This is a genomic window from Acidovorax sp., from assembly GCF_034519795.1.
Lineage (GTDB): Bacteria > Pseudomonadota > Gammaproteobacteria > Burkholderiales > Burkholderiaceae_C > Acidovorax.
Genome location: NZ_JAXHOB010000014.1, coordinates 126,538 through 145,372, shown reverse-complemented (window position 1 = coordinate 145,372; position 18,835 = coordinate 126,538). Strand labels below are relative to the sequence as shown.

The following is an 18,835-nucleotide window of genomic DNA, read 5'->3' as shown; positions in this document are numbered from 1 at the left end:
CCTCGGACGGCCATCATCCCCAGCCGATTGGCGAAAATCTATCGTTGCGGCGACAATTCGGATCGTGGTATTCCCGCACGCCTTGTGCCACCCCCGTTCCCGCCACCGAGTTCCATGAACCAGGATTTGTCACTGCACCAGCGCCGGCGCCTGCCCTCGCAGGCCGAGTTGGCCAACATCCCTTGGCTGACACAGCTGCAGCCCGCCGAGCGCGAACGCGCCGAGGCAGCGCTGCTGGTGGGCGACGCGGCGCCCGGCGACTACGTGTGCCGTGTGGGCCGGCCCGTGACCTACTGGTTCGGCGTGGTGGAGGGGCTGCTCAAGATGAGCAGCGACAACGCGCAGGGCCAGACCATGACCTACACCGGCGTGCCACCCGGCGGCTGGTTCGGCGAGGGCACGGCCATGAAGCGCGAACCCTACCGCTACAACATCCAGGCGCTGCGCAAAAGCATCGTGGCCGGCCTGCCGATCGACACCTTCCACTGGCTGCTGGACCATTCGATCGGCTTCAACCGCTTCGTGATGAACCAGCTCAACGAGCGCCTGGGCCAGTTCATTGCCGCGCGCGAGATCGACCGCCTGAACAACCCCGACGTGCGCGTGGCGCGCAGCCTGGCCTCCCTGTTCAACCCCGTGCTCTACCCCGGGGTGGGGGAGGTGCTGCGCATCACCCAGCAGGAACTGGCCTACCTGGTGGGGCTGTCGCGCCAGCGCGTGAACGAAGCGCTGGCGGCGCTGGAGGTGGAAGGTGCCATCCGCGTGGAGTACGGCGGATTGCGCGTGCTGGACCTGGCGGCGCTGCAGTCCAGCATCTTCCAGCGGCTGGCGGAACCGCGCTAGGAACCTGTCGGACTTGGAGCGTCGAAAGCGAAAATCGGCCCCAGCGAGGACAGTTTTTGCCGGATTTGCAGCCCCATAGCCAGGCCATGGGGCAAAAAGACGGTGAAAAATGGACCGCTGCGGCCGATTTGCAGCCGACGATTTCCCAGTCCGGCAGGCTCCTATGCGCGCGGCAGTGCAGGCAATCCGGCCGTGGGGGTTGGCATGGGGGCTTCGGCATCGGGTGCGCCCTGCCATTCGCGCTCGTCGGTGCGGTCGCGGCTCAGGCGGAAGGTGTGCACCATCTGCGTCAGGCGGCCGGCCTGTTCCTTGAGGCTGTCGGCTGCGGCGGCGCCTTCTTCCACCAGTGCGGCGTTCTGCTGCGTCATCTCTTCGAGCGCGCCCACGGACTGGCTGACCTCCCCGATGCGCTGGCTCTGCTCCTGTGTGGCGGCGGTGATCTCGCCCATGATGTCGGACACGCGGCGCACGGACATCACCAGCTCCTCGATGGTCTTGCCCGCGTGGTTCACCAGGGTGCTGCCCTCCTGCACATGCTCGGCGCTGGCGCTGATCAGTGTCTTGATTTCCTTGGCGGCCTGGGCGGCGCGGCCGGCGAGGCTGCGCACCTCGCTGGCCACCACGGCGAAGCCCCGGCCTTGTTCGCCGGCACGCGCGGCTTCCACCGCCGCGTTCAGGGCCAGGATGTTGGTCTGGAAGGCGATGCCGTCGATCACGCTGGTGATGTCGGCGATCTTGCGCGAACTGCCGCTGATGGTGTCCATGGTGCGCACCACCTGCGAGACCACCTCGCCGCCGCGCGTGGCGGCGTCCGAGGCCGAGGACGCCAACTGGTTGGCCTGGCGCGCGGCGTCGGCGCTTTGCGACACGGTGCCCGTCAGGTCGGTCAGGGCATTGGCGGCGCCTTGCAGGTTGTGCGATGTCTGCTCGGTGCGCTGGCTCAGGTCGAGGTTGCCCGAGGCGACTTCGGAGCTGGCCACGAGGATGGATTCCGCCGTGCCGCCGATGTCACCCACCAGGCTGCGCAGCCGGTCCTGCATGGCCGCAATGGCTTCGAGCAGGCGGCCGGTTTCGTCGTGGATGCGCACCTCCACCTGCGAGGTGAGGTCGCCGCGCGCAATGCGCTCGGCCACCACCACCGCACGGCCGATGGGGGCGGTGATGCTGGTCGTGATGCGCCAGGCGATCAGGGCTCCCAGGCCGATTGCCAGCAACACCAGCGCGCCACCCGTCCAGCGCGCCTGGCTCTGTGTGACCTCGGCCGAGGCCGTGGCCTGGCTGTTCAGGGTGTTCTGCAGTTCGATCAGCTCGGCCAGCTTGCCGCGCCAGGCGGCCTCCAGCGGGGCGACCTTGGTCATGAGGTTCAGCGTGGCGCTGACGGTATCGCCATCGTCGGCCGCCTTCATCGCGGCATCCAGCTCGGGGCGGCTCTTGCGGCCTAGCTCCTGGACCTCGCCGAGCAGCTTGCGCTCGGCCTCGGTGGTGCCGTCGGCCTTGAGCAGCTCCGACAGGCTGGCCTCCTGGCGGGCATAGGACTGCACGGATTTCTCGGCGTTCTTGATCTGGTCGCGGGCCTGCTTGGGGTCGATTTCGTTGAGCATGGCCGCCGAGCGGCTCTGGATGCCGATGGCGCTCACGCTGTCCAGCATCTCATTGACCAGCCGGGTCTTGGTGGCACCGGTTCCGGTCACCTGCTGCAGGTGCTCGTGCAGCTTGCCTGCCGAAAGCTGGCCTACGGCCGCCACCGCGATCAGCAGCACCAGCAGGCAGCCGAAGCCCAGGCCCAGGCGGCTGGAGATCGACAAAGATTTGAGGGACGAGGCGGCCGGCATGGAGGTCCTTGGCTGTTGAATTCGATGGATGGCACGAAGCAATAACGATGCCCAGGCAGGCGGGGGGGCCCCTCGCCACCGGGCGCGGGGTGGGCGCACCCAGTGTAGGGACAAATGTCACAAAGTGTTATGAGGCTTCAGGATGGCCCCATGCATGGCGCGCATGCCGCTGTTACAAATGGCCTGCTTCCTCCGGGTGGGCAGATGGACCGGGGAGAACCCTCGCATGGGTGCCGATCCACAGACCATGAAAAGACTCCTGTTACATATATCGCAATGGATGGGTGCTATCTTTTTTGAAAAATAACCACCTGGACAAGTTGACTCTAATGCAGCATGCCGAAGCCCTATCGGGTATAAACCCGTTACAGTTTCAGCAAAGGTCCTCCATGAGCCGCTTCCACACTTTCCGCCATCTGCGCGGTGTCCTGGGCACGATGGTGCTGCTGGGCCTGGCAGCATGTACCGGTGGGCCCATGCCCGACGCATCGGAGCGCCGCGAACGCCTCGTGGCCGTGACGGCGGACCACGAACTCATCGTGTTCGATGCGCGCCGGCCCGATACGGTGCTGGAGCGCCGGCGCGTGACCGGCCTGGCTTCCGGCGAGCGGCTGGTCGGCGTGGATTTCCGGGTGTCCAGGGGCGTGCTGTATGCGCTGTCACAGACCGGTCGCCTGTACACGCTCGACATCTCCAGCGGGGCATTGGCGGCGGTGGGCTCCGCGCCGGCCGCTCTGCAGCTCACGGGGGCATCGTTCGGCCTCGATTTCAATCCGGCGGCGGACCGCATCCGCGTGGTGTCCTCGTCCGGGCTCAACCTGCGCCTGCACCCCGATACCGGCGCCCTGGTCGATGGCGACCCTGCCCAGCCGGGTGTGCAGCCCGATCCGGTGCTGCACTACGTGGCCGGTGATGTGAACGCAGGCCGTGTGCCGGATGTGGTGGGAGCCGGGTACACCTACAACCCGCAGGACAGCAAGGTCACCACCAACTACGCCATCGACCGCGCCCGTGGCGCGCTGGTGATGCAGGGCTCGCGCGAAGGCGCCACGCCCGTGGTCTCGCCCAACACCGGCCAACTGCGCACCGTGGGGGCCCTTGGCCTGGGGCCGCTGTCCGATGCTTCGTTCGACATTTCCGACGTGGGCAATGTGGCCTTGCTGGCCACGCGCACATCCGGCGATCCACGCTCGCGCCTGTACAAGGTGGACCTGGCGTCCGGCCGCGCCGTCTCGCTGGGCGTGATCGGCAACGGGGCGGCACTGGCGGGAATGGCCATAGAACCATGAGCACGCAGCCCACCATGGCACGACGGCTGCTGGTACACGGACATGTGCTGGCGGGCTGTGTGGCAGCCATGGCGGGCATGGCGCAGGCTGCCTCCGTGCAGGTGGACCTGACCGACGCGGCGGGCAAGCCGCTGGCCGGTGCTGTGGTGTTCCTCGAATCGGCCGAGGCCAAGCGCCTCGTCAAACCCCAGCCCGGGGTGGAGATGGCGCAGGAAAAGCGCCAGTTCGCACCCGCGATGATGGTGGTGCCCGTGGGCACGGAGGTGCTGTTCCCCAACCGCGACACGGTGCGCCACCATGTCTATTCCTTCTCGCCTGCCAAGAAGTTCGAGCTCAAGCTCTACACCGGGACGCCCAGCAAGCCCGTGCTTTTCGACCAGGCCGGGGTGGTGGTGCTGGGCTGCAACATCCACGACCAGATGACCGGCTGGATCCTGGTGGTGGACACGCCCTACTACGCCAGTTCGCCCGCAACCGGCAAGGCCCAGATCGACAACGTGCCCCCGGGCAGCTACAAGCTCAGGGCCTGGCACAACCGGCTGCCGGTGGGCGCCCCGGCCCTGGAGCAGGCGCTGACCGTGCCGGCCACTGGCGTGGCCAACGCCTCGGTGCGTATGGCGGGGTTGCAGCCTTGACCCTGTCCCTGCTGCGGCGCAGCCTCCTCCTGAGGCTGGTGGGCATCTCGCTGCTGTTGCTGCTCATCGTGCAGGCGGCTGGTTTTGCGGTGGTGCGGGCCTCCATCGAGCGCAATGCGCGCAGCCAGATCGCGCGCGCCCTTGACACCGACGAGAACGTCTGGCGGCGCCTGCTGGACCAGAACGCGGACAAGCTGCGCCAAGGCTCGGCCCTGCTGGCGGCCGACTACGGCTTCCGCTCGGCCATCAATTCCGATGACGAGGAGACCATCCAGTCCGTGCTGGAGAACCATGGCAACCGCATCGGCGCGGCCGTGACGGCGCTGTTGGGCACCAACCTGGAGTTGCGCGCGGCCAGCCTGTCGGACGACATGCTGGATTTTCCCGCCACGCTGCGCCAGGTCGTGCCGCCGCTGGCGGCCCAGCCCCAGGGCAGCCAGGTGGCGATGATGGCGGGCGTGCCCTACCAGTTCGTGATGGTGCCCATGCGGGCTCCGGTGGTCATCGGCTGGGTGCTGATGGGCTTTCCCATCGGCCAGCCGCTGGCCGAGGAGATGCGGCGGCTGCTGTCGGTGCAGGTGGCCGTGGTGGTCAAGGCGGCGGATGGCCGCATGTCGGTGCCCGTGACCACGCTGTCGGCACCGGCGCTGGCCGGCCTGCATCGCCAGGGCCTGCCGCTGGCCGAGCTCAAGACCGCCGAGGGGACGCTGCTGGTGCGCGAGGCCCCCTTGGGCAACGCGGGCAACGAGGTGAAGACGCTGCTGCTGCGCTCGGTGGACGAGGTGGTGGCGCCGTACCAGCAACTGCAGGTGCTGCTGGCCATCATCACCATCGCCGGTGTGCTGCTGTTTGCAGCCGGCACCGGGCTGGTGGCCACGCGCCTGACCACGCCCCTGCGCTCCCTGCTGGCGGCCACGCAGCGCCTGTCGCGCGGCGAGTACGGGGTGCCCCTGGGGCATACCGGGCGCCAGGATGAGATCGGCAACCTGGCCCGCTCCTTCGACCGCATGCGCCTTGATATCGGCAGCCAGCAGGCCGAGATCCGCCGCCTGGCCTACTGGGACCGGCTCACGGGGCTGCCCAACCGCGAGCGTTTTCGCGAAGCCGTGGTGCACGCCATCGCCGCGCAGGAGGACGGCGCAGAGCAGCCCCTGACCGTGCTCACGCTCGACCTGGATCGCTTCAAGCACGTCAACGACGTGCTCGGCTATGCCTTCGGCGACCGATTGCTGCAGGCCGTGGCCGAGCGCCTGCAAAGGCAGGTGCCGGGCGACAGCGACATGGTGGCCCGCCTGGGCGGCAACGAGTTCGCCTTGCTGCTGATGCGCACCGATGCACCGGGTGCCCAGGCCGTGGCCCAGCGCATCAACCAGTCGTTCGAGCAGGCGCTGGCCTTCGAGGACCAGACCGTGGACCTGAGCGCCGGCATGGGGTTTGCATGCTGGCCGAGCGATGCGCAGGATGCCGACACGCTGCTCAGCCGCTCCGAGATCGCCATGTATGCCGCCAAGCGCAAGCTCAGTGGGGCGCTGCGCTATGACGCCTCGTTCGACTCGGCCAGCAGCCAGACCCTGTCGCTGCTGACCGAGCTGCGGCACGCCGTGGAGCACAACGAGCTGCGCCTGTACCTGCAGCCCAAGGTGCCGCTGCACGGGCAGGGGGGGCTGGCTGCCGAGGCCCTGGTGCGCTGGCAGCACCCCCAGCGCGGCCTGGTGCCTCCCATGGACTTCATCCCCTTTGCCGAGCAGACGGGCTTCGTGCGCCAGCTCACGCTGTGGATGTTCGAGGAGGTGGCGCGCCTGCTGGCCGATCCGCGCACGGCGGACCTGCCGCTGCGCATCTCGGTCAACCTGTCCACGCGCGACCTGCTGGACCCGGAACTGAGCGCGCGCCTGGCCACCATCCTCGCGCGCCACGGCGTGCAGGCCAGCGCCTTCTGCCTGGAGATCACCGAGAGTGCCATCATGGACGACCCCCAGCGTGCCGAGGCCATGCTCAACCGCCTGTCGGAGCAGGGCTTCAAGCTCTCCATCGACGATTTCGGCACCGGGTACTCGTCGCTGGCCTACCTCAAGCGCCTGCCGGTGGACGAGCTCAAGATCGACAAGTCCTTCGTGATGGGCATGGAGACCGGTGAGGACGATGCGATGATCGTGCGCTCCACCATCGACCTGGCCCACAACCTGGGCCTCACGGTGGTGGCCGAGGGGGTGGAGAGCCTGGTCATCCTGGACCGGCTGCGCGCCCTGTCCTGCGACGAGGCGCAGGGCTACCACATCAGCCGTCCGCTGGGTGCCGAGGACTTCCTGGCCTGGCAGTCGCGCCAGATCGCCAACGCCACCACCCCATGACGGCTGCGGGGCCTCCATTTGGTGCCCGCTTTGCAGGCTTGCCCGCCCAAATGCCTGCGCAGAGGTGAAAATACGGGCAATGCCTTCTTCCCGTCCTCCTGCCTCCCCTGCCGCCGAGCCCGGTGACCAGCCGCCCCGGCGCGCCGTGTTGCGCCGGCCCGCCGCGCCGCCTGTTTCTTCTTCGTCACCCGCTGCGGCCATATCCCGCGCCCCTGCGCCTGGTGCTGCCCGGGACAAAGCGCGGCCAGATGCGCGGCCAGATGCGCGGCCAGGTGCGCGGCCAGGTGCGCGGCCAGGTGCGCGCCCGCCCTCTCGCCCTGCCGCTGCAGCGTCCTCGGCACGCGGCAACGTGTGGCGAGCAGAGCCCGCGCCGCCGGCCGCCCCGCGTGGTGCCGCGTCTGCCACGGGCGCCCGGCCGCCTGTCCCCGCTGCCCCCGTGCGCCCGGCGGTGCCGGTCAAGGCCACCGCGGCCGCTGCGGGCACCTCGCGCCTGAACAAGCGCATGGCCGAGCTAGGCCTGTGCTCGCGCCGCGAGGCCGACGACTGGATCGCCCAGGGCTGGGTCAAGGTCAACGGCGAGGTGGCGCCCATGGGCCTGCAGGTGCTGCCGGCCGACCGCATCGAGGTCGACAAGCGGGCCCAGGGCCAGCAGGAGCAGCAGGTCACCATCCTGCTGCACAAGCCCATGGGCTATGTGAGCGGACAGGCCGAGGACGGCCACACGCCCGCCGTGGCACTGATCAACCCCCGCACCCACTGGCGCGACGACCCGGGCCGCATGCGTTTTTCGCCGCCGCAGCTGCGCGGCCTGGCGCCGGCCGGCCGGCTGGACATCGACTCCGTGGGCCTGCTGGTGCTCACGCAGGACGGGCGCGTAGCGCGCCAGCTGATCGGTGAGGATTCCACCGTGGACAAGGAGTACCTGGTGCGCGTGCAGTACGGGGATGTGGCGCTCGACGTGCAGGCGGCGTTTCCGCCCGCACAACTGGCACGCCTGTGCCATGGCCTGGAACTCGATGGCCAGCCCCTCAAGCAGGCCCGTGTGGAATGGCAGAACCCCGAGCAGCTGCGCTTCGTGCTCACCGAAGGCAAGAAGCGCCAGATCCGCCGCATGTGCGAGCAGGTGGGCCTCAAGGTGGTGGGACTCAAGCGCATCCGCATCGGCCGGGTGACGCTGGGCAACCTGCCGGTGGGGCAATGGCGCTACCTCCTGCCGCACGAGCAGTTCTGACGCTGGCGCGCGAGCGTGCGCCATTCCCACCCATCGTTTCGAGGAGCCTGCCGCATGCCATCCAAGCCACCGCCGTCCCGCAGCACCGGGCCTGCCAAGGCACTGCGCCAGTTGCGGCCCTCCGATGTGCGCGGCGTGGCCCGCCTGGCCACCCAGGCCACCGCCAGCATCAGCCGCGTGGCCGAAGGGGTGCACCAATCGGTGCTGGGCACCATGGGCCTGCCGGGCGGCCCCACGCCGGGCCGCACGCGCGGCCTGACCGGCATGGTCTATGGCGGCGTACGCGGCATCACCCGCCTGGTGGATGCCGGCCTGCAGGCGGCCTTGCTGCGGCTGGAACCGTTCATGGGCGTGCCTGAAGAGGCGCAGGACGTGCCGCGCGAACGCCAGGCCGTGCTGGCCGCGCTCAACGGCGTGATGGGCGACCGCCTGGCCGAGGATGGCAACCCGCTGGCCACCGCCATGGGCTTTTACCAGCAGGGCCGGCCGCTGAACCCGGCAGCCCTGGGGGCGGCGGGCACAGCATCGGGCCACCTGCTGGTGCTGGTGCATGGCCTGTGCATGAACGACCTGCAGTGGCAGCACGAGGGCCATGACCATGGCGCCCACCTGGCGCAGGCGCTGGGCTGCACGCCGGTGTACCTGCGCTACAACACGGGGCTGCACACGTCCACCAACGGTGGCGAGCTGGCGCGCCAGCTGCAGGCGCTGGTGGCCGCCTGGCCGGTGCCGGTCACGCGCCTGGGCATCGTGGGCCACAGCATGGGCGGGCTGGTGGCGCGCAGCGCCTGCTGGCAGGCCGAACAGTCCGGGCTGCCCTGGCGCGCCCTGTTGCGGCACCTGGTGTGCCTGGGAACACCGCACCATGGTGCGCCGCTGGAGCGTGCCGGCCACTGGGTGGACGTGCTGCTGGGCAGCACCCCGTATTCGCGCCCGTTCGCGCGCCTGGCGCAACTGCGCAGCGCCGGCATCACCGACCTGCGCCATGGCCATGTGCTGGATGCCGACTGGCAGGGGCGCGACCGCTTTCGCAAGAGTCCGGACCTGCGCACCCCTGTGCCGTTGCCCGCAGGCGTGCTCTGCTGTACCGTGGGCGCTACGCTGGCTGCCCAGCGCAGCCCGGTGGCGGAACGGCTGGTCGGCGACGGTCTGGTGCCGCTGCACAGTGCCCTGGGCTGGCATGATGACGCTGCCAGGCGGCTCGAATTTGCCCGGGCGCAGCAGTGCGTGGTGCACCGGGCCGGGCACCTCCAAATGCTGGGGGATGCCCGGGTGGCCCGACAATTGGTGCGCTGGCTGGCACCGGCAGGCTGAGCCGGGGTGCCGGCTGTCGCCTTTATTTGCACCGCTAGGCCAACGGGGGCGCGGGCATTGCTACCATCGTGCCATTCGCGCCGCATGTAACAAGGAGAAACACAGTGAGCGACAAAAAATACCGCCTCGTGACCCGCAGCGACTTTGACGGCCTGGTGTGTGCCGTGCTGCTCAACGAGCTGGACCTGATCGACGACATCACCTTCGTGCACCCCAAGGACATGCAGGACGGCAAGGTACCCATCACCGAACGGGACATCACCACCAACCTGCCCTACGTACCGGGCGCACACCTGGTGTTCGACCACCACGAATCGGAAACCGTGCGCAACTCGGGGCGGCGCGACAGCAACCACATCATCGAGGCGCATGCCCCCTCGGCGGCGCGCGTGGTCTACAACCACTATGGCGGCAAGGCGGCCTTTCCGCGCATCACCGACGAAATGATGGCCGCGGTCGACCAGGCCGACTCGGCCCAGTACTCGCGCGAAGACATCCTGAACCCCGAGGGCTGGGTGTTGCTCAACTACCTCATGGACTCGCGCACCGGCCTGGGGCGTTTCCGCGAGTTCCGCATCAGCAACTATGCGCTGATGATGGACCTGATCAAGTACTGCCGCGACCACACCATCGAAGAGATCCTGGCGCTGCCCGACGTGCAGGAGCGCGTGGCGCTCTACCGCGAGCATGCGCCCAAGGCCAAGGATCAACTGCTGCGCTGCGCCATCAAGATCGGCAACCTGGTGGTGCTGGACCTGCGCGACGAGGAAACCATCTGGGCGACCAACCGCTTCATGATCTACGCGCTGTTCCCCACAGCCAACATTTCGATCCACATGATGTGGGGTCTGCAGAAGCAGAACACCGTGCTGGCCACCGGCAAGTCCATCCTGGACCGCAGCAGCCAGACCCACGTGGGCAACCTCATGCTGGAATTCGGCGGTGGCGGCCATGCCGCCGCAGGCACCTGCCAGGTGGCCAATGACAAGGCCGACCTCATCCTGCAGGCGCTGATCCAGCGCATCACGCTCGACAGCTGAGTTCAGAGGCTGGGAGTTTTTTGGCCGTGACCGAAAGGCGCGCCACAACGCCCTGGATCTAGGCGCAAAGCACAGCCATAGCTCGGGCTATGGCGAGCATTTGCAACGACGAGCCAGGGTGTTTTGGCGTGCAAGGCGGGCATGGACGAAAGATTCTCAGCCTCTCAGTCTTCCCCGAACAGGACCCGGTACAGGGCTGCGCCCAGCAGCGCGCCGGCGATGGGGGCGGCCCAGAAGACCCACAATTCGGACACGGCATGCTCCGGCCCGAACAGGGCGGGGCCGGTGCTGCGCGCCGGATTGACCGAGGTGTTGGTCACCGGGATCGAGACCAGGTGGATCAGCGTCAGGCACAGGCCGATGGCCAGCCCACCCACCCCTTCGGCGGCCCGGCGCGAGGTGGCGCCCAGGATCACGATGAGGAACACCGCCGTGAGCACCACTTCGGTCACCACGGCGGCCATCAGGCCGTAGCCGCCCGGGGAATGCTCGCCATAGCCGTTGGTGGCAAATCCGCCGATGTCGGCCCCGGGCTTGCCGGTCGCGATCAGGTAGAGCGCGCCTGCCGCCACGATGGCGCCCAGCACCTGGGCGGCGATGTAGCCTGGCAGTTCGGCCGCCTTGAATCGGCCCCCGATGACCAGGCCGACCGACACGGCAGGGTTGAAATGCCCGCCCGAGATGGGCCCGAGCGCGTAGGCCCCGGTGAGCACCGTGAGACCGAACGCCAGGGAGACGCCCAGAAAGCCGATGCCCAACTGGGGAAACGCGGCGGCCAGCACGGCACTGCCGCAGCCGCCGAAGGTGAGCCAGAAAGTGCCGAGGAACTCGGCGGACCATTTTTGCAGGGAGGTAGGCATGGGGGTAGTCCTGAGGCACGGCTGGCGGCGCCCGCCGCAGCACGAGGCGCATCTTATGGCGGCAAAATGGGCATTACCAGCGCCAACGGCCTGCCAATTGTCAACAATGCGCGGTAAGCTCGCCGGCGTGCCGCCGCTGGCCGACCCGTATGGGCGAGCTCCCGCAGGCGGCAGACCTTGAAATCGGCGCCTGCGCCCCGAGCTGAGCACCCGCGAGCGTCGTTTGCACTGCGGGCCTCCCGCGTGCCGCAAGGCGCTCCCCCAAAGACCGTACGACAGCAACTCCAAGACACCATGAGCAACAAACAAACCCTGTCTTTCCAGGCCGAAGTGGCCCAGCTTCTGCACCTGGTCACCCACTCGCTGTACTCCAACCAGGAAATCTTCCTGCGCGAGCTGATCTCCAATGCCTCGGACGCGTGTGACAAGCTGCGCTTCGAAGCCCTGAACAACAATGCCCTGTACGAAGACGCGCCCAACCTGGAAGTGCGCGTGTCCTTCGACCAGGCCGCCAAGACGCTGACCATCACCGACAACGGCATCGGCATGACGGCGCAGGAGGCCATCGACCACCTGGGCACGATTGCCAAGAGCGGCACCAAGGACTTCATGGGCAAGCTCTCGGGCGACCAGAAGGCCGATGCGCAGCTCATCGGCCAGTTCGGTGTGGGTTTCTACTCCGGCTTCATCGTGGCCGACAAGATCACGGTGGAGTCGCGCCGTGCCGGCGTGCCCGCCGAAGAGGGTGTGCGCTGGACCAGCGGCGGCACCGGCGACTTCGAGGTGGAGGCGATCACCCGCTCCCAGCGCGGCACCAGCATCATCCTGCACCTGCGCGACGATGCCGAGGAATACCTCAACGCCTGGAAGCTCAAGTCCGTCATCGCCAAGTACTCCGACCACATCAGCCTGCCCATCCTGATGGAAAAGGAAGAGTGGAAGGACGGCGAGCTGATCAACCCTGCGGATGAGAATGGCGGCCGCCAGCCCGGCGGCATGGCCAAGACCGGTGAGTGGGAAACCATCAACAAGGCCAGCGCCCTGTGGACCCGCCCCAAGAAAGACGTCACCGAAGAGCAGTACCAGGAGTTCTACAAGGCCATCAGCCACGACCACGAGGCTCCGCTGACCTGGGCGCACAACCGCGTGGAAGGCAACACCGAGTACACGCAGCTGCTGTACATCCCGGCCAAGGCGCCGTTCGACCTGTGGAACCGCGACAAGAAGGCCGGCGTCAAGCTCTACGTCAAGCGCGTGTTCATCATGGACGACGCCGAGGCGCTGATGCCGACCTACCTGCGCTTCGTCAAGGGCGTGATCGACTCGGCCGACCTGCCGCTCAACGTGAGCCGCGAGCTGCTCCAGGAAAGCCGCGACGTGCGCGCCATCCGCGAAGGCTCGACCAAGCGCGTGCTCTCCATGCTCGAAGACCTGGCCAAGCACGACCGGCATGAAGCGGCTGCGGGTGCCGACGGCGTGACCGATGTGGTCGATGCCGACGACAAGGCCAAGGAGGGCAAGTACACGGCCTTCTACGCCGAGTTCGGCTCGGTGCTCAAGGAAGGCCTGGGCGAGGATTTTGGCAACCGCGAGCGCCTGGCCAAGCTGCTGCGCTTTGCCAGCACCACCAGCGACACGGCCACGGTCAGCTTTGCCGACTACAAGGCACGCATGAAGGAAGGCCAGGAGGCCATCTACTACATCACCGCCGACACCCTGGCCGCAGCCAAGAACAGCCCGCAGCTCGAAGTCTTCAAGAAGAAGGGTATCGAAGTGCTGCTCATGACCGACCGCGTGGACGAGTGGGCGCTGAACTACCTGCACGAGTTCGACGGCACGCCGCTGCAAAGCGTGGCCAAGGGGGCCGTGGACTTGGGCAAGCTGCAGGACGAGGCCGAGAAGAAGGCCGCCGAAGAGGCCGCCGAGGCCTTCAAGCCGCTGCTGGCCAAGCTCAAGGAGGCGCTGAAGGACAAGGCCGAAGACGTGCGCGTGACCACCCGCCTGGTCGACTCACCGGCCTGCCTGGTGGTCCAGGACGACGGCATGAGCACCCAGCTGGCACGCATGCTCAAGCAGGCCGGCCAGCAGGCACCCGAGTCCAAGCCCGTGCTGGAGGTCAATGCCGAGCATGCCCTGGTCAAGAAGCTCGAAGGCAGCGTGCACTTCCATGACCTGGCGCACATCCTGTTCGACCAGGCACTGCTGGCCGAAGGCGGCCTGCCCGCCGACCCGGCGGCCTACGTCAAGCGCGTGAACGCCTTGCTGGCCTGATGCCTGCGCGTGCGGCCGCCTGGGGCGGCCGCACCGGGGCGCGAATCGCCCCGGCGAACGGGGGTTGCCTTCACTCCTCCTTCGCCTTGGCCATGATGCGGGCATGGACAGCGTCGCGCTCGGTCGGTGCCGCATCGATCAACTGCTTGAGCAGACCATCGGGCAGCTCGGTGTACTGGCGGCGGTCGTTCTTGACCGGCACATTGCGCCAGCCCGACAGCACCATCCAGCTCCACAGGTCGCGCGAGATGGGCTCGGTGACGGTCATCTTGACGTCGCCACGGATGATGGCGACACCCACCGCTGGCACGCTGCCCACCGGGGCCGGCTTGCGTTGCTGGCGGATCGAGAGAAGGTTGCGGAACAGGTCTTTCATGGTGCGGGCCAGTGTGCAATAGCAAAGATGGCTTCAAGCATATACGAGGCCTGTCCGCGCCCCAAGCACCTATGCGCCGCGCGACCTCCGCAGGGCGGGCAGCAGACTCGGCTTTCGCGCCAGTATCTGCTCCTGCCTGGGCAGGGGGGACGTCTTCTTCAGGCGCTCAGCGGCTCTTCGCCCATGGCCTCGCACTGCTCGATCAGCATGTCCACCTGGCCGCGCCAGTAGTCGCTGCTGCCGAACCAGGGGAAGGTGGCCGGGAAGATCGGGTCCTCCCAGCGCCGCGCCAGCCAGGCGCTGTAGTGGACCAGGCGCAGCGTGCGCAGCGGCTCGATCAGGGCCAGCTCGCGCCGGTCGAAGCTGCGGAACTGCTCATAGCCCTCGACCAGTGCGCCGAGCTGCTGCGTACGCTGGCGCCGGTCGCCGGACAGCAGCATCCACAGGTCCTGCACGGCCGGGCCCATGCGCGCGTCGTCCAGGTCCACGAAGTGCGGGCCGCCGCCGGGCAGGTCGGTCGGCGTCCAGAGGATGTTGCCGGGGTGGCAGTCGCCATGCAGGCGGATGGCCCTGGCATCCCCGAGGCCGCTGGCCGCCACCAATGCGAGCGCCTTGTCGCACTGCTCGCGCCAGGCCGATTGCATGTCCAGCGGAATCATCTCGTGGCCCAGCAGCCAGTCGCGCGACGCCGTGCCAAAGCCCTGCAGGTCCAGCGCCGGGCGGTGCACGAAGGGCCGGGCCGTGCCCACGGTGTGGATGCGCGCGAGAAAGCGGCCGATCCATTCGAGCACGTCGAAATCATCGAGCTCGGGCCCACGCCCGCCGCGCCAGGGGCTCACGGAAAAGGCAAAGCCTTCGTGGGTGTGCAGGGTGCTGCCGTTCAGCGCCATCGGGCCCACGGCGGGCACCTCGGCCGCCATCAGCTCGGCGGCAAAGGCATGTTCTTCGAGGATCTGTGCGTCCGTCCAGCGGCCGGGGCGGTAGAACTTGGCCACCACGCGCTGGCCATCTTCGAGCGAGACCTGGTACACCCGGTTCTCATAGGACGACAGGGCCATGAGCCGGCCGTCTCCGTACAGGCCCACGCTGGCCAGGGCGTCGAGCACCTGGTCCGGCGTCAGGCGCGCGTAGGGGTGCAGGTCGGAGGCGCTGGGGGCGGTGGAGGTGTCGGTCGGGGGCAGTCGGTTCATGCCCCATTGTCTCCCGCGCTGGAGCCCCCGCCGATCAGGAGGGCTGAAGGCTGGCCATGTGGCCGCAGCGGGGGTCGCCCCCGCCCGCCAGAACGGTGGCAAACAGCGCCTGCGCGGCCTCGGGCCCCTGGTGCTGCTGCACCTGCAGCCAGGGCGCAGGTGGCGCTTGCACGGTGGCTGCGAAGGCCTGCCAGGCGGCCACCAGCCGCTCGTTGAGCACCTGCGCGCCCCAGTCGTCGCGGCGCTTCTTGATCTGTGCAGGGGCAAAGAACATGGTGGGGCGAGGGCCGGGCAACTGGCCGGCCCCGCCCAGGTCGTTGACATGGCTGGCGCCCACGGCGCAGCTGTAGGCCAGGGCGGAAAAGCGCTGGTGGATGGCCTCGCGCACGGCCACGCTGCCCGCAAAATCGATGTAGATGCAAGGCGTGGCCGCGTCGATCTGCTCCAGTGCGTCGTAGGCCACCACCCGGTCGTAGCAGCCCAGGCTCTCGCAGAAGGCCACGTTGCCGGGCGAGGTCAGGCCGATCACCTCCAACCCGCCGCGCTGTGCCAGCTGGAAGGCCGTGCCGTAGGCCGTCTTGCTCGACGCGCTGGACAGCAGCAGGCGCTTGGCCCCGAAGAACTGCTGGTCGGCCATGAAGTCGTCGATCAGCCAGGAGGTGATGAACAGGGGGCGCAGCAGCGCCTGCACGTCCTCGGTGCCGGGCGTGTAGAACGGGTCGGTGCCAGTGCGCACATACTGGTTGTACACCGCGTGCAGCTTGGCGCGGTGGGCCGCGCCATCGTAGAAGCCGGCCTCGGTCAGCCGTGCGGGCGCAAGCACAGCGTGGGTGGACATGGGCCAGTAGCCGTAGAGCCGCTCGCCCACGGCCACCCCCGGGTGCAGCGACTGCACCACCGAGCCGAAACCCCATACGGGCACGATGCCCCAGCCGGTCTCGTCCGAAGGGAAGAACTGCCAGTATTCCAGCATGCCGCCCAAGGCCGCATAGGTGATGTTGTTGGCCGTGAGCGCAAAGCGCTCGACGCGCACGCGTACCTGGCCATCGGCCAGCGGAACATCCTGCGTGGTGCGCAGGGCGGTATGGGCCAGGGCGTCCTGGCGCACGAGGAGGGTGGTGGTGCTCATGGCCGCACGCTAAACGAATCCGCCGGGCCGCTCAAGCGGCCCAGGGCGCCTGCGCGACAGCTCCATGGCAAAACGGCCCACCGACGCAAGGTCGGCGGGCCGCTTCGGGCAGGCTGCAAACGCTCAGGCCGTGCGTGCCTGGGGCTTGTCCAGGGCCAGCACCAGTGCCAGCGCAATGATGGCGGGCAGTGCCTGGGTGTAGAAGATCTTGGGCACGGCCGTGGCTGCGCCGAAGACGCCGGCCACGATCACGCAGACCAGAAAGAAGATCTTGAACAGGCGGTTGCCGGTGAACAGGCCCCAGAACAGCCCGGCCGCGAGGAAGCCGTTGTACAGGCCCTGGTTGGCTGCCAGCACTGTGGTGGCATCGGCCAGTTCCTGGGTCAGGTTGAAGGTCTTCAGGCCCAGGGGCTTGTTCCAGAAGAACATCTCGAGCACCAGGATGTAGGCATGCTCGATGGCCACCAGGGCCACCGCGATGCGGGGGAGCAGCAGCCGGCCCATGGCTTACGCCAGCGTGATGGTCACGTCGATGTTGCCGCGCGTGGCGTTGGAGTAGGGGCAGACCTGGTGGGCTGCGTCCACCAGCTTCTGGGCCGTGGCGGAGTCCAGACCCGGCAGGCTGATGTTCAGGCGGGCGGCGATGCCGTAGGCGTTCGGGATGGGGCCCAGGTCGACTTCGGCGTCGATGGACACGTCCTGGGGCACGGGGATGCCGATCTTGCCGCCGACAGCCTTCATGGCGCCGATGAAGCAGGCTGCGTAGCCCGAGGCGAACAGCTGCTCGGGGTTGGTGCCGGTGCCGGACGTGCCGGGCGAGGACAGCTTGACATCCAGCCGGCCGTCGTCGGTCTTGGCGGCGCCATCACGGCCACCGGTCACGTGGGCCTTGGCGGTGTAGAGGACTTTTTCGAGTTGCGTCATGGTGTCTTCCTTTGGGGTGAATGTCCTGAAAGCGGACGGGGTGGGAACGAACGGTGAAGAAAAAATCAGCGCGCCGGGTTGATCCGGTCGCGGAAGGTCTTGAGCTGCCCGGTCAGGGCGGTCAGCTCGGGCAGGGTGCACTGGCTGCTTTCGAGCACGCAGGGCGGAATGGCCTCGGCCTTGTCGCGCAGCGCCCGGCCCGGGGCCGTGAGGCTGATGCGCACGCGGCGCTCGTCCTGGGCGTCGCGGATGCGGGCGATCAGGCCCGAGGTTTCCAGGCGCTTGAGCAGGGGGGTGAGCGTGCCCGAGTCGAGGAACAGGCGCTCGCCCAGTTCGGAGACGGTCACGCCATCCTGCTCCCACAGCACCAGCATCACGAGGTACTGGGGGTAGGTCAGGCCCACGGTTTCGAGCAGGGGCTTGTACAGCTTGGTCATCGCCAGCGAGGCGGAATACAGCGCGAAGCACACCTGGTTGTCCAGGCGCAGCAGGGCCGGGCTGGGGGTGTGGGTGGAGGGGTTGCTGCGTGCCATGGGATGAATTGTGCCGGGAAATTTAATTGCGTGCAATTGAATTGTGTAATCTTTTGTTGCTAGCTCGGTCTTGTCGCAGGATGGAGCCCGTTTCAGCCGAAGCGTGCTACTCACGCACGGCGCACGTGCGTGCGCAAGGCAATGGTGGCAGACCTGCGTGACAGGTCCATTGCCGGGTTGGCTTTCAGCGCCCGGTGAAGCGGGCAGGGCGCTTCTCGACGAAGGCGCGCACGCCCTCCGCCGCATCCTCGCTGTTGGCCAGTTGCTGCTGCACGGGGATGAAGTCGGCTACAGCGGCCGCCTGGCCCTGTTCGATGGCCTTGAGCACGTTGAGCCGGGTGGCCACCACGGCCTTCGGGGCCTGGGCCTCGATGCGCCGTGCGATGGCCAGTGCCTCGTCGAGCACCTGGGCGGCGGGCACGACCTTCTGCACGAAGTTCAGGCGCAGCGCCTCGGCGCTGCCGAATTCGTCGGCGGTCAGCAGGTGCAGCAAGGCGTTGCCGGTGCCGGCGCGCTCGGCCATGCGCAGCGTGGCGCCGCCGGTGGCCATGATGCCGCGCTGCACTTCCATCTGCGAGAAGCGGCAGTCGTCCGCCGCGACCACGATGTCGGCGCCCAGCATGAGCTCGATGCCCACGGTGAAGCAGATGCCCTTCACCGCCACCACCATGGGCTTGGTGCGGCGCCGGTAGCCGGGCAGGCCGTAGTCGTGGGGTTCCACCAGGCCCGGGGGGATGGCCTTCTCGCCGCGCTGCATGTAGGCGCTCACCGCTGGCAGGTCCAGGCCCGCCGTGAAGTGGTCGCCAAAGGCATGCAGCACGCCCACGCGCAGGTCCGGGTCATCGTCCAGCCGGGTGTAGGCCTCGGCCAGCTGGCGGAACATGGACGGCGTCCAGCCGTTGCGCTTGGCCGGGCGGTTGATGCCGATCAAGAGGACATGGCCGAGCACCTGGGTGTCGATGCAGCCTTCGGCCGGGGGCGTGGTGGGGGTGATGCTGGTCATGGACGCGGATGTCT

At 68.1% G+C, this 18,835-nt stretch carries 17 protein-coding genes; 8 read left to right on the top strand and 9 right to left on the bottom strand.

Features of this window, described 5'->3' with window-relative positions:
• Positions 1 to 114 precede the first annotated feature (114 nt).
• A complete protein-coding gene (locus U5N23_RS17340) occupies positions 115 to 843 on the top strand; it encodes a Crp/Fnr family transcriptional regulator (protein WP_322594025.1) in 729 nt (242 codons plus the stop codon).
• Positions 844 to 1,004: 161 nt separating this feature from the next.
• Here U5N23_RS17340 and U5N23_RS17335 read toward each other — a convergent pair whose 3' ends face one another.
• Entirely contained in the window at positions 1,005 to 2,675 is a 1,671-nt protein-coding gene (locus U5N23_RS17335) for a methyl-accepting chemotaxis protein (RefSeq protein WP_322594024.1), read from the bottom strand.
• A 389-nt stretch (positions 2,676 to 3,064) separates the two neighbouring features.
• Between U5N23_RS17335 and U5N23_RS17330 the strand changes: the two genes are divergently transcribed.
• The 6 genes from U5N23_RS17330 to U5N23_RS17305 all read left to right on the top strand — a co-directional run bounded on the left by U5N23_RS17330 (position 3,065) and on the right by U5N23_RS17305 (position 10,535).
• Positions 3,065 to 3,964: a DUF4394 domain-containing protein gene (locus tag U5N23_RS17330; protein ID WP_322594023.1), complete on the top strand. Its 900-nt coding sequence runs from the start codon at positions 3,065 to 3,067 to the stop codon at positions 3,962 to 3,964.
• A gap of 68 nt (positions 3,965 to 4,032) precedes the next feature.
• Positions 4,033 to 4,599 carry a methylamine utilization protein gene (locus tag U5N23_RS17325; RefSeq protein ID WP_416208639.1) on the top strand — a complete coding sequence of 189 codons (567 nt, stop codon included), beginning with the start codon at positions 4,033 to 4,035 and terminating at the stop codon, positions 4,597 to 4,599.
• Complete coding sequence (locus tag U5N23_RS17320; RefSeq protein ID WP_322594021.1) at positions 4,596 to 6,950, top strand: putative bifunctional diguanylate cyclase/phosphodiesterase; 2,355 nt, start codon at positions 4,596 to 4,598, stop codon at positions 6,948 to 6,950. The genes U5N23_RS17325 and U5N23_RS17320 overlap by 4 nt, the downstream gene beginning before the upstream one ends.
• 436 nt (positions 6,951 to 7,386) lie before the next feature.
• Positions 7,387 to 8,181, top strand: a complete 795-nt coding sequence (locus U5N23_RS17315; protein ID WP_416208626.1) for a pseudouridine synthase — start codon at positions 7,387 to 7,389, stop codon at positions 8,179 to 8,181.
• A gap of 54 nt (positions 8,182 to 8,235) precedes the next feature.
• On the top strand, positions 8,236 to 9,495 hold the full coding sequence (locus U5N23_RS17310; protein WP_322594020.1) for an alpha/beta hydrolase: 1,260 nt from the start codon (positions 8,236 to 8,238) through the stop codon (positions 9,493 to 9,495).
• Positions 9,496 to 9,599: 104 nt separating this feature from the next.
• Complete coding sequence (locus U5N23_RS17305; RefSeq protein ID WP_322594019.1) at positions 9,600 to 10,535, top strand: exopolyphosphatase; 936 nt, start codon at positions 9,600 to 9,602, stop codon at positions 10,533 to 10,535.
• A gap of 164 nt (positions 10,536 to 10,699) precedes the next feature.
• On the opposite strand, the gene aqpZ is transcribed toward U5N23_RS17305, so the two are convergent.
• Positions 10,700 to 11,395, bottom strand: a complete 696-nt coding sequence (gene aqpZ, locus U5N23_RS17300) for an aquaporin Z (protein ID WP_322594018.1) — start codon at positions 11,393 to 11,395, stop codon at positions 10,700 to 10,702.
• A gap of 294 nt (positions 11,396 to 11,689) precedes the next feature.
• On the opposite strand from aqpZ, the gene htpG reads away from it, so the two are divergent.
• Positions 11,690 to 13,666 carry a molecular chaperone HtpG gene (gene htpG / locus U5N23_RS17295; protein ID WP_322594017.1) on the top strand — a complete coding sequence of 659 codons (1,977 nt, stop codon included), beginning with the start codon at positions 11,690 to 11,692 and terminating at the stop codon, positions 13,664 to 13,666.
• 70 nt (positions 13,667 to 13,736) lie between these two features.
• Here htpG and U5N23_RS17290 read toward each other — a convergent pair whose 3' ends face one another.
• From U5N23_RS17290 to U5N23_RS17260, 7 genes are all read right to left on the bottom strand, one after another.
• The gene (locus tag U5N23_RS17290) at positions 13,737 to 14,042 is read right to left on the bottom strand and encodes a hypothetical protein (RefSeq protein WP_322594016.1); all 306 of its coding nucleotides are present in this window, start codon (positions 14,040 to 14,042) and stop codon (positions 13,737 to 13,739) included.
• Between the two features lie 158 nt (positions 14,043 to 14,200).
• Positions 14,201 to 15,232, bottom strand: a complete 1,032-nt coding sequence (locus tag U5N23_RS17285) for a serine/threonine protein kinase (RefSeq protein WP_322594015.1) — start codon at positions 15,230 to 15,232, stop codon at positions 14,201 to 14,203.
• A gap of 34 nt (positions 15,233 to 15,266) precedes the next feature.
• On the bottom strand, positions 15,267 to 16,361 hold the full coding sequence (locus tag U5N23_RS17280) for a DUF2855 family protein (RefSeq protein ID WP_322594014.1): 1,095 nt from the start codon (positions 16,359 to 16,361) through the stop codon (positions 15,267 to 15,269).
• Between the two features lie 123 nt (positions 16,362 to 16,484).
• Positions 16,485 to 16,865, bottom strand: a complete 381-nt coding sequence (locus U5N23_RS17275) for a DUF1304 domain-containing protein (protein ID WP_322594013.1) — start codon at positions 16,863 to 16,865, stop codon at positions 16,485 to 16,487.
• Positions 16,866 to 16,868: 3 nt separating this feature from the next.
• Entirely contained in the window at positions 16,869 to 17,285 is a 417-nt protein-coding gene (locus tag U5N23_RS17270) for an organic hydroperoxide resistance protein (protein WP_322594012.1), read from the bottom strand.
• Between the two features lie 65 nt (positions 17,286 to 17,350).
• On the bottom strand, positions 17,351 to 17,818 hold the full coding sequence (locus tag U5N23_RS17265; RefSeq protein WP_322594011.1) for a MarR family transcriptional regulator: 468 nt from the start codon (positions 17,816 to 17,818) through the stop codon (positions 17,351 to 17,353).
• 184 nt (positions 17,819 to 18,002) lie between these two features.
• Complete coding sequence (locus U5N23_RS17260) at positions 18,003 to 18,821, bottom strand: crotonase/enoyl-CoA hydratase family protein (RefSeq protein WP_322594010.1); 819 nt, start codon at positions 18,819 to 18,821, stop codon at positions 18,003 to 18,005.
• Positions 18,822 to 18,835 lie beyond the last annotated feature (14 nt).

Bases quoted from the DNA above. Each gene is read 5' to 3' on its own strand.
- U5N23_RS17340 (WP_322594025.1), top strand. From the start codon at position 115: ATGAACCAGGATTTGTCACTGCACCAGCGCCGGCGCCTGCCCTCGCAG.
- U5N23_RS17335 (WP_322594024.1), bottom strand. From the start codon at position 2,675: ATGCCGGCCGCCTCGTCCCTCAAATCTTTGTCGATCTCCAGCCGCCTG.
- U5N23_RS17330 (WP_322594023.1), top strand. From the start codon at position 3,065: ATGAGCCGCTTCCACACTTTCCGCCATCTGCGCGGTGTCCTGGGCACG.
- U5N23_RS17325 (WP_416208639.1), top strand. From the start codon at position 4,033: ATGGCGGGCATGGCGCAGGCTGCCTCCGTGCAGGTGGACCTGACCGAC.
- U5N23_RS17310 (WP_322594020.1), top strand. From the start codon at position 8,236: ATGCCATCCAAGCCACCGCCGTCCCGCAGCACCGGGCCTGCCAAGGCA.
- aqpZ (WP_322594018.1), bottom strand. From the start codon at position 11,395: ATGCCTACCTCCCTGCAAAAATGGTCCGCCGAGTTCCTCGGCACTTTC.
- htpG (WP_322594017.1), top strand. From the start codon at position 11,690: ATGAGCAACAAACAAACCCTGTCTTTCCAGGCCGAAGTGGCCCAGCTT.
- U5N23_RS17290 (WP_322594016.1), bottom strand. From the start codon at position 14,042: ATGAAAGACCTGTTCCGCAACCTTCTCTCGATCCGCCAGCAACGCAAG.
- U5N23_RS17285 (WP_322594015.1), bottom strand. From the start codon at position 15,232: ATGAACCGACTGCCCCCGACCGACACCTCCACCGCCCCCAGCGCCTCC.
- U5N23_RS17280 (WP_322594014.1), bottom strand. From the start codon at position 16,361: ATGAGCACCACCACCCTCCTCGTGCGCCAGGACGCCCTGGCCCATACC.
- U5N23_RS17275 (WP_322594013.1), bottom strand. From the start codon at position 16,865: ATGGGCCGGCTGCTGCTCCCCCGCATCGCGGTGGCCCTGGTGGCCATC.
- U5N23_RS17270 (WP_322594012.1), bottom strand. From the start codon at position 17,285: ATGACGCAACTCGAAAAAGTCCTCTACACCGCCAAGGCCCACGTGACC.
- U5N23_RS17265 (WP_322594011.1), bottom strand. From the start codon at position 17,818: ATGGCACGCAGCAACCCCTCCACCCACACCCCCAGCCCGGCCCTGCTG.
- U5N23_RS17260 (WP_322594010.1), bottom strand. From the start codon at position 18,821: ATGACCAGCATCACCCCCACCACGCCCCCGGCCGAAGGCTGCATCGAC.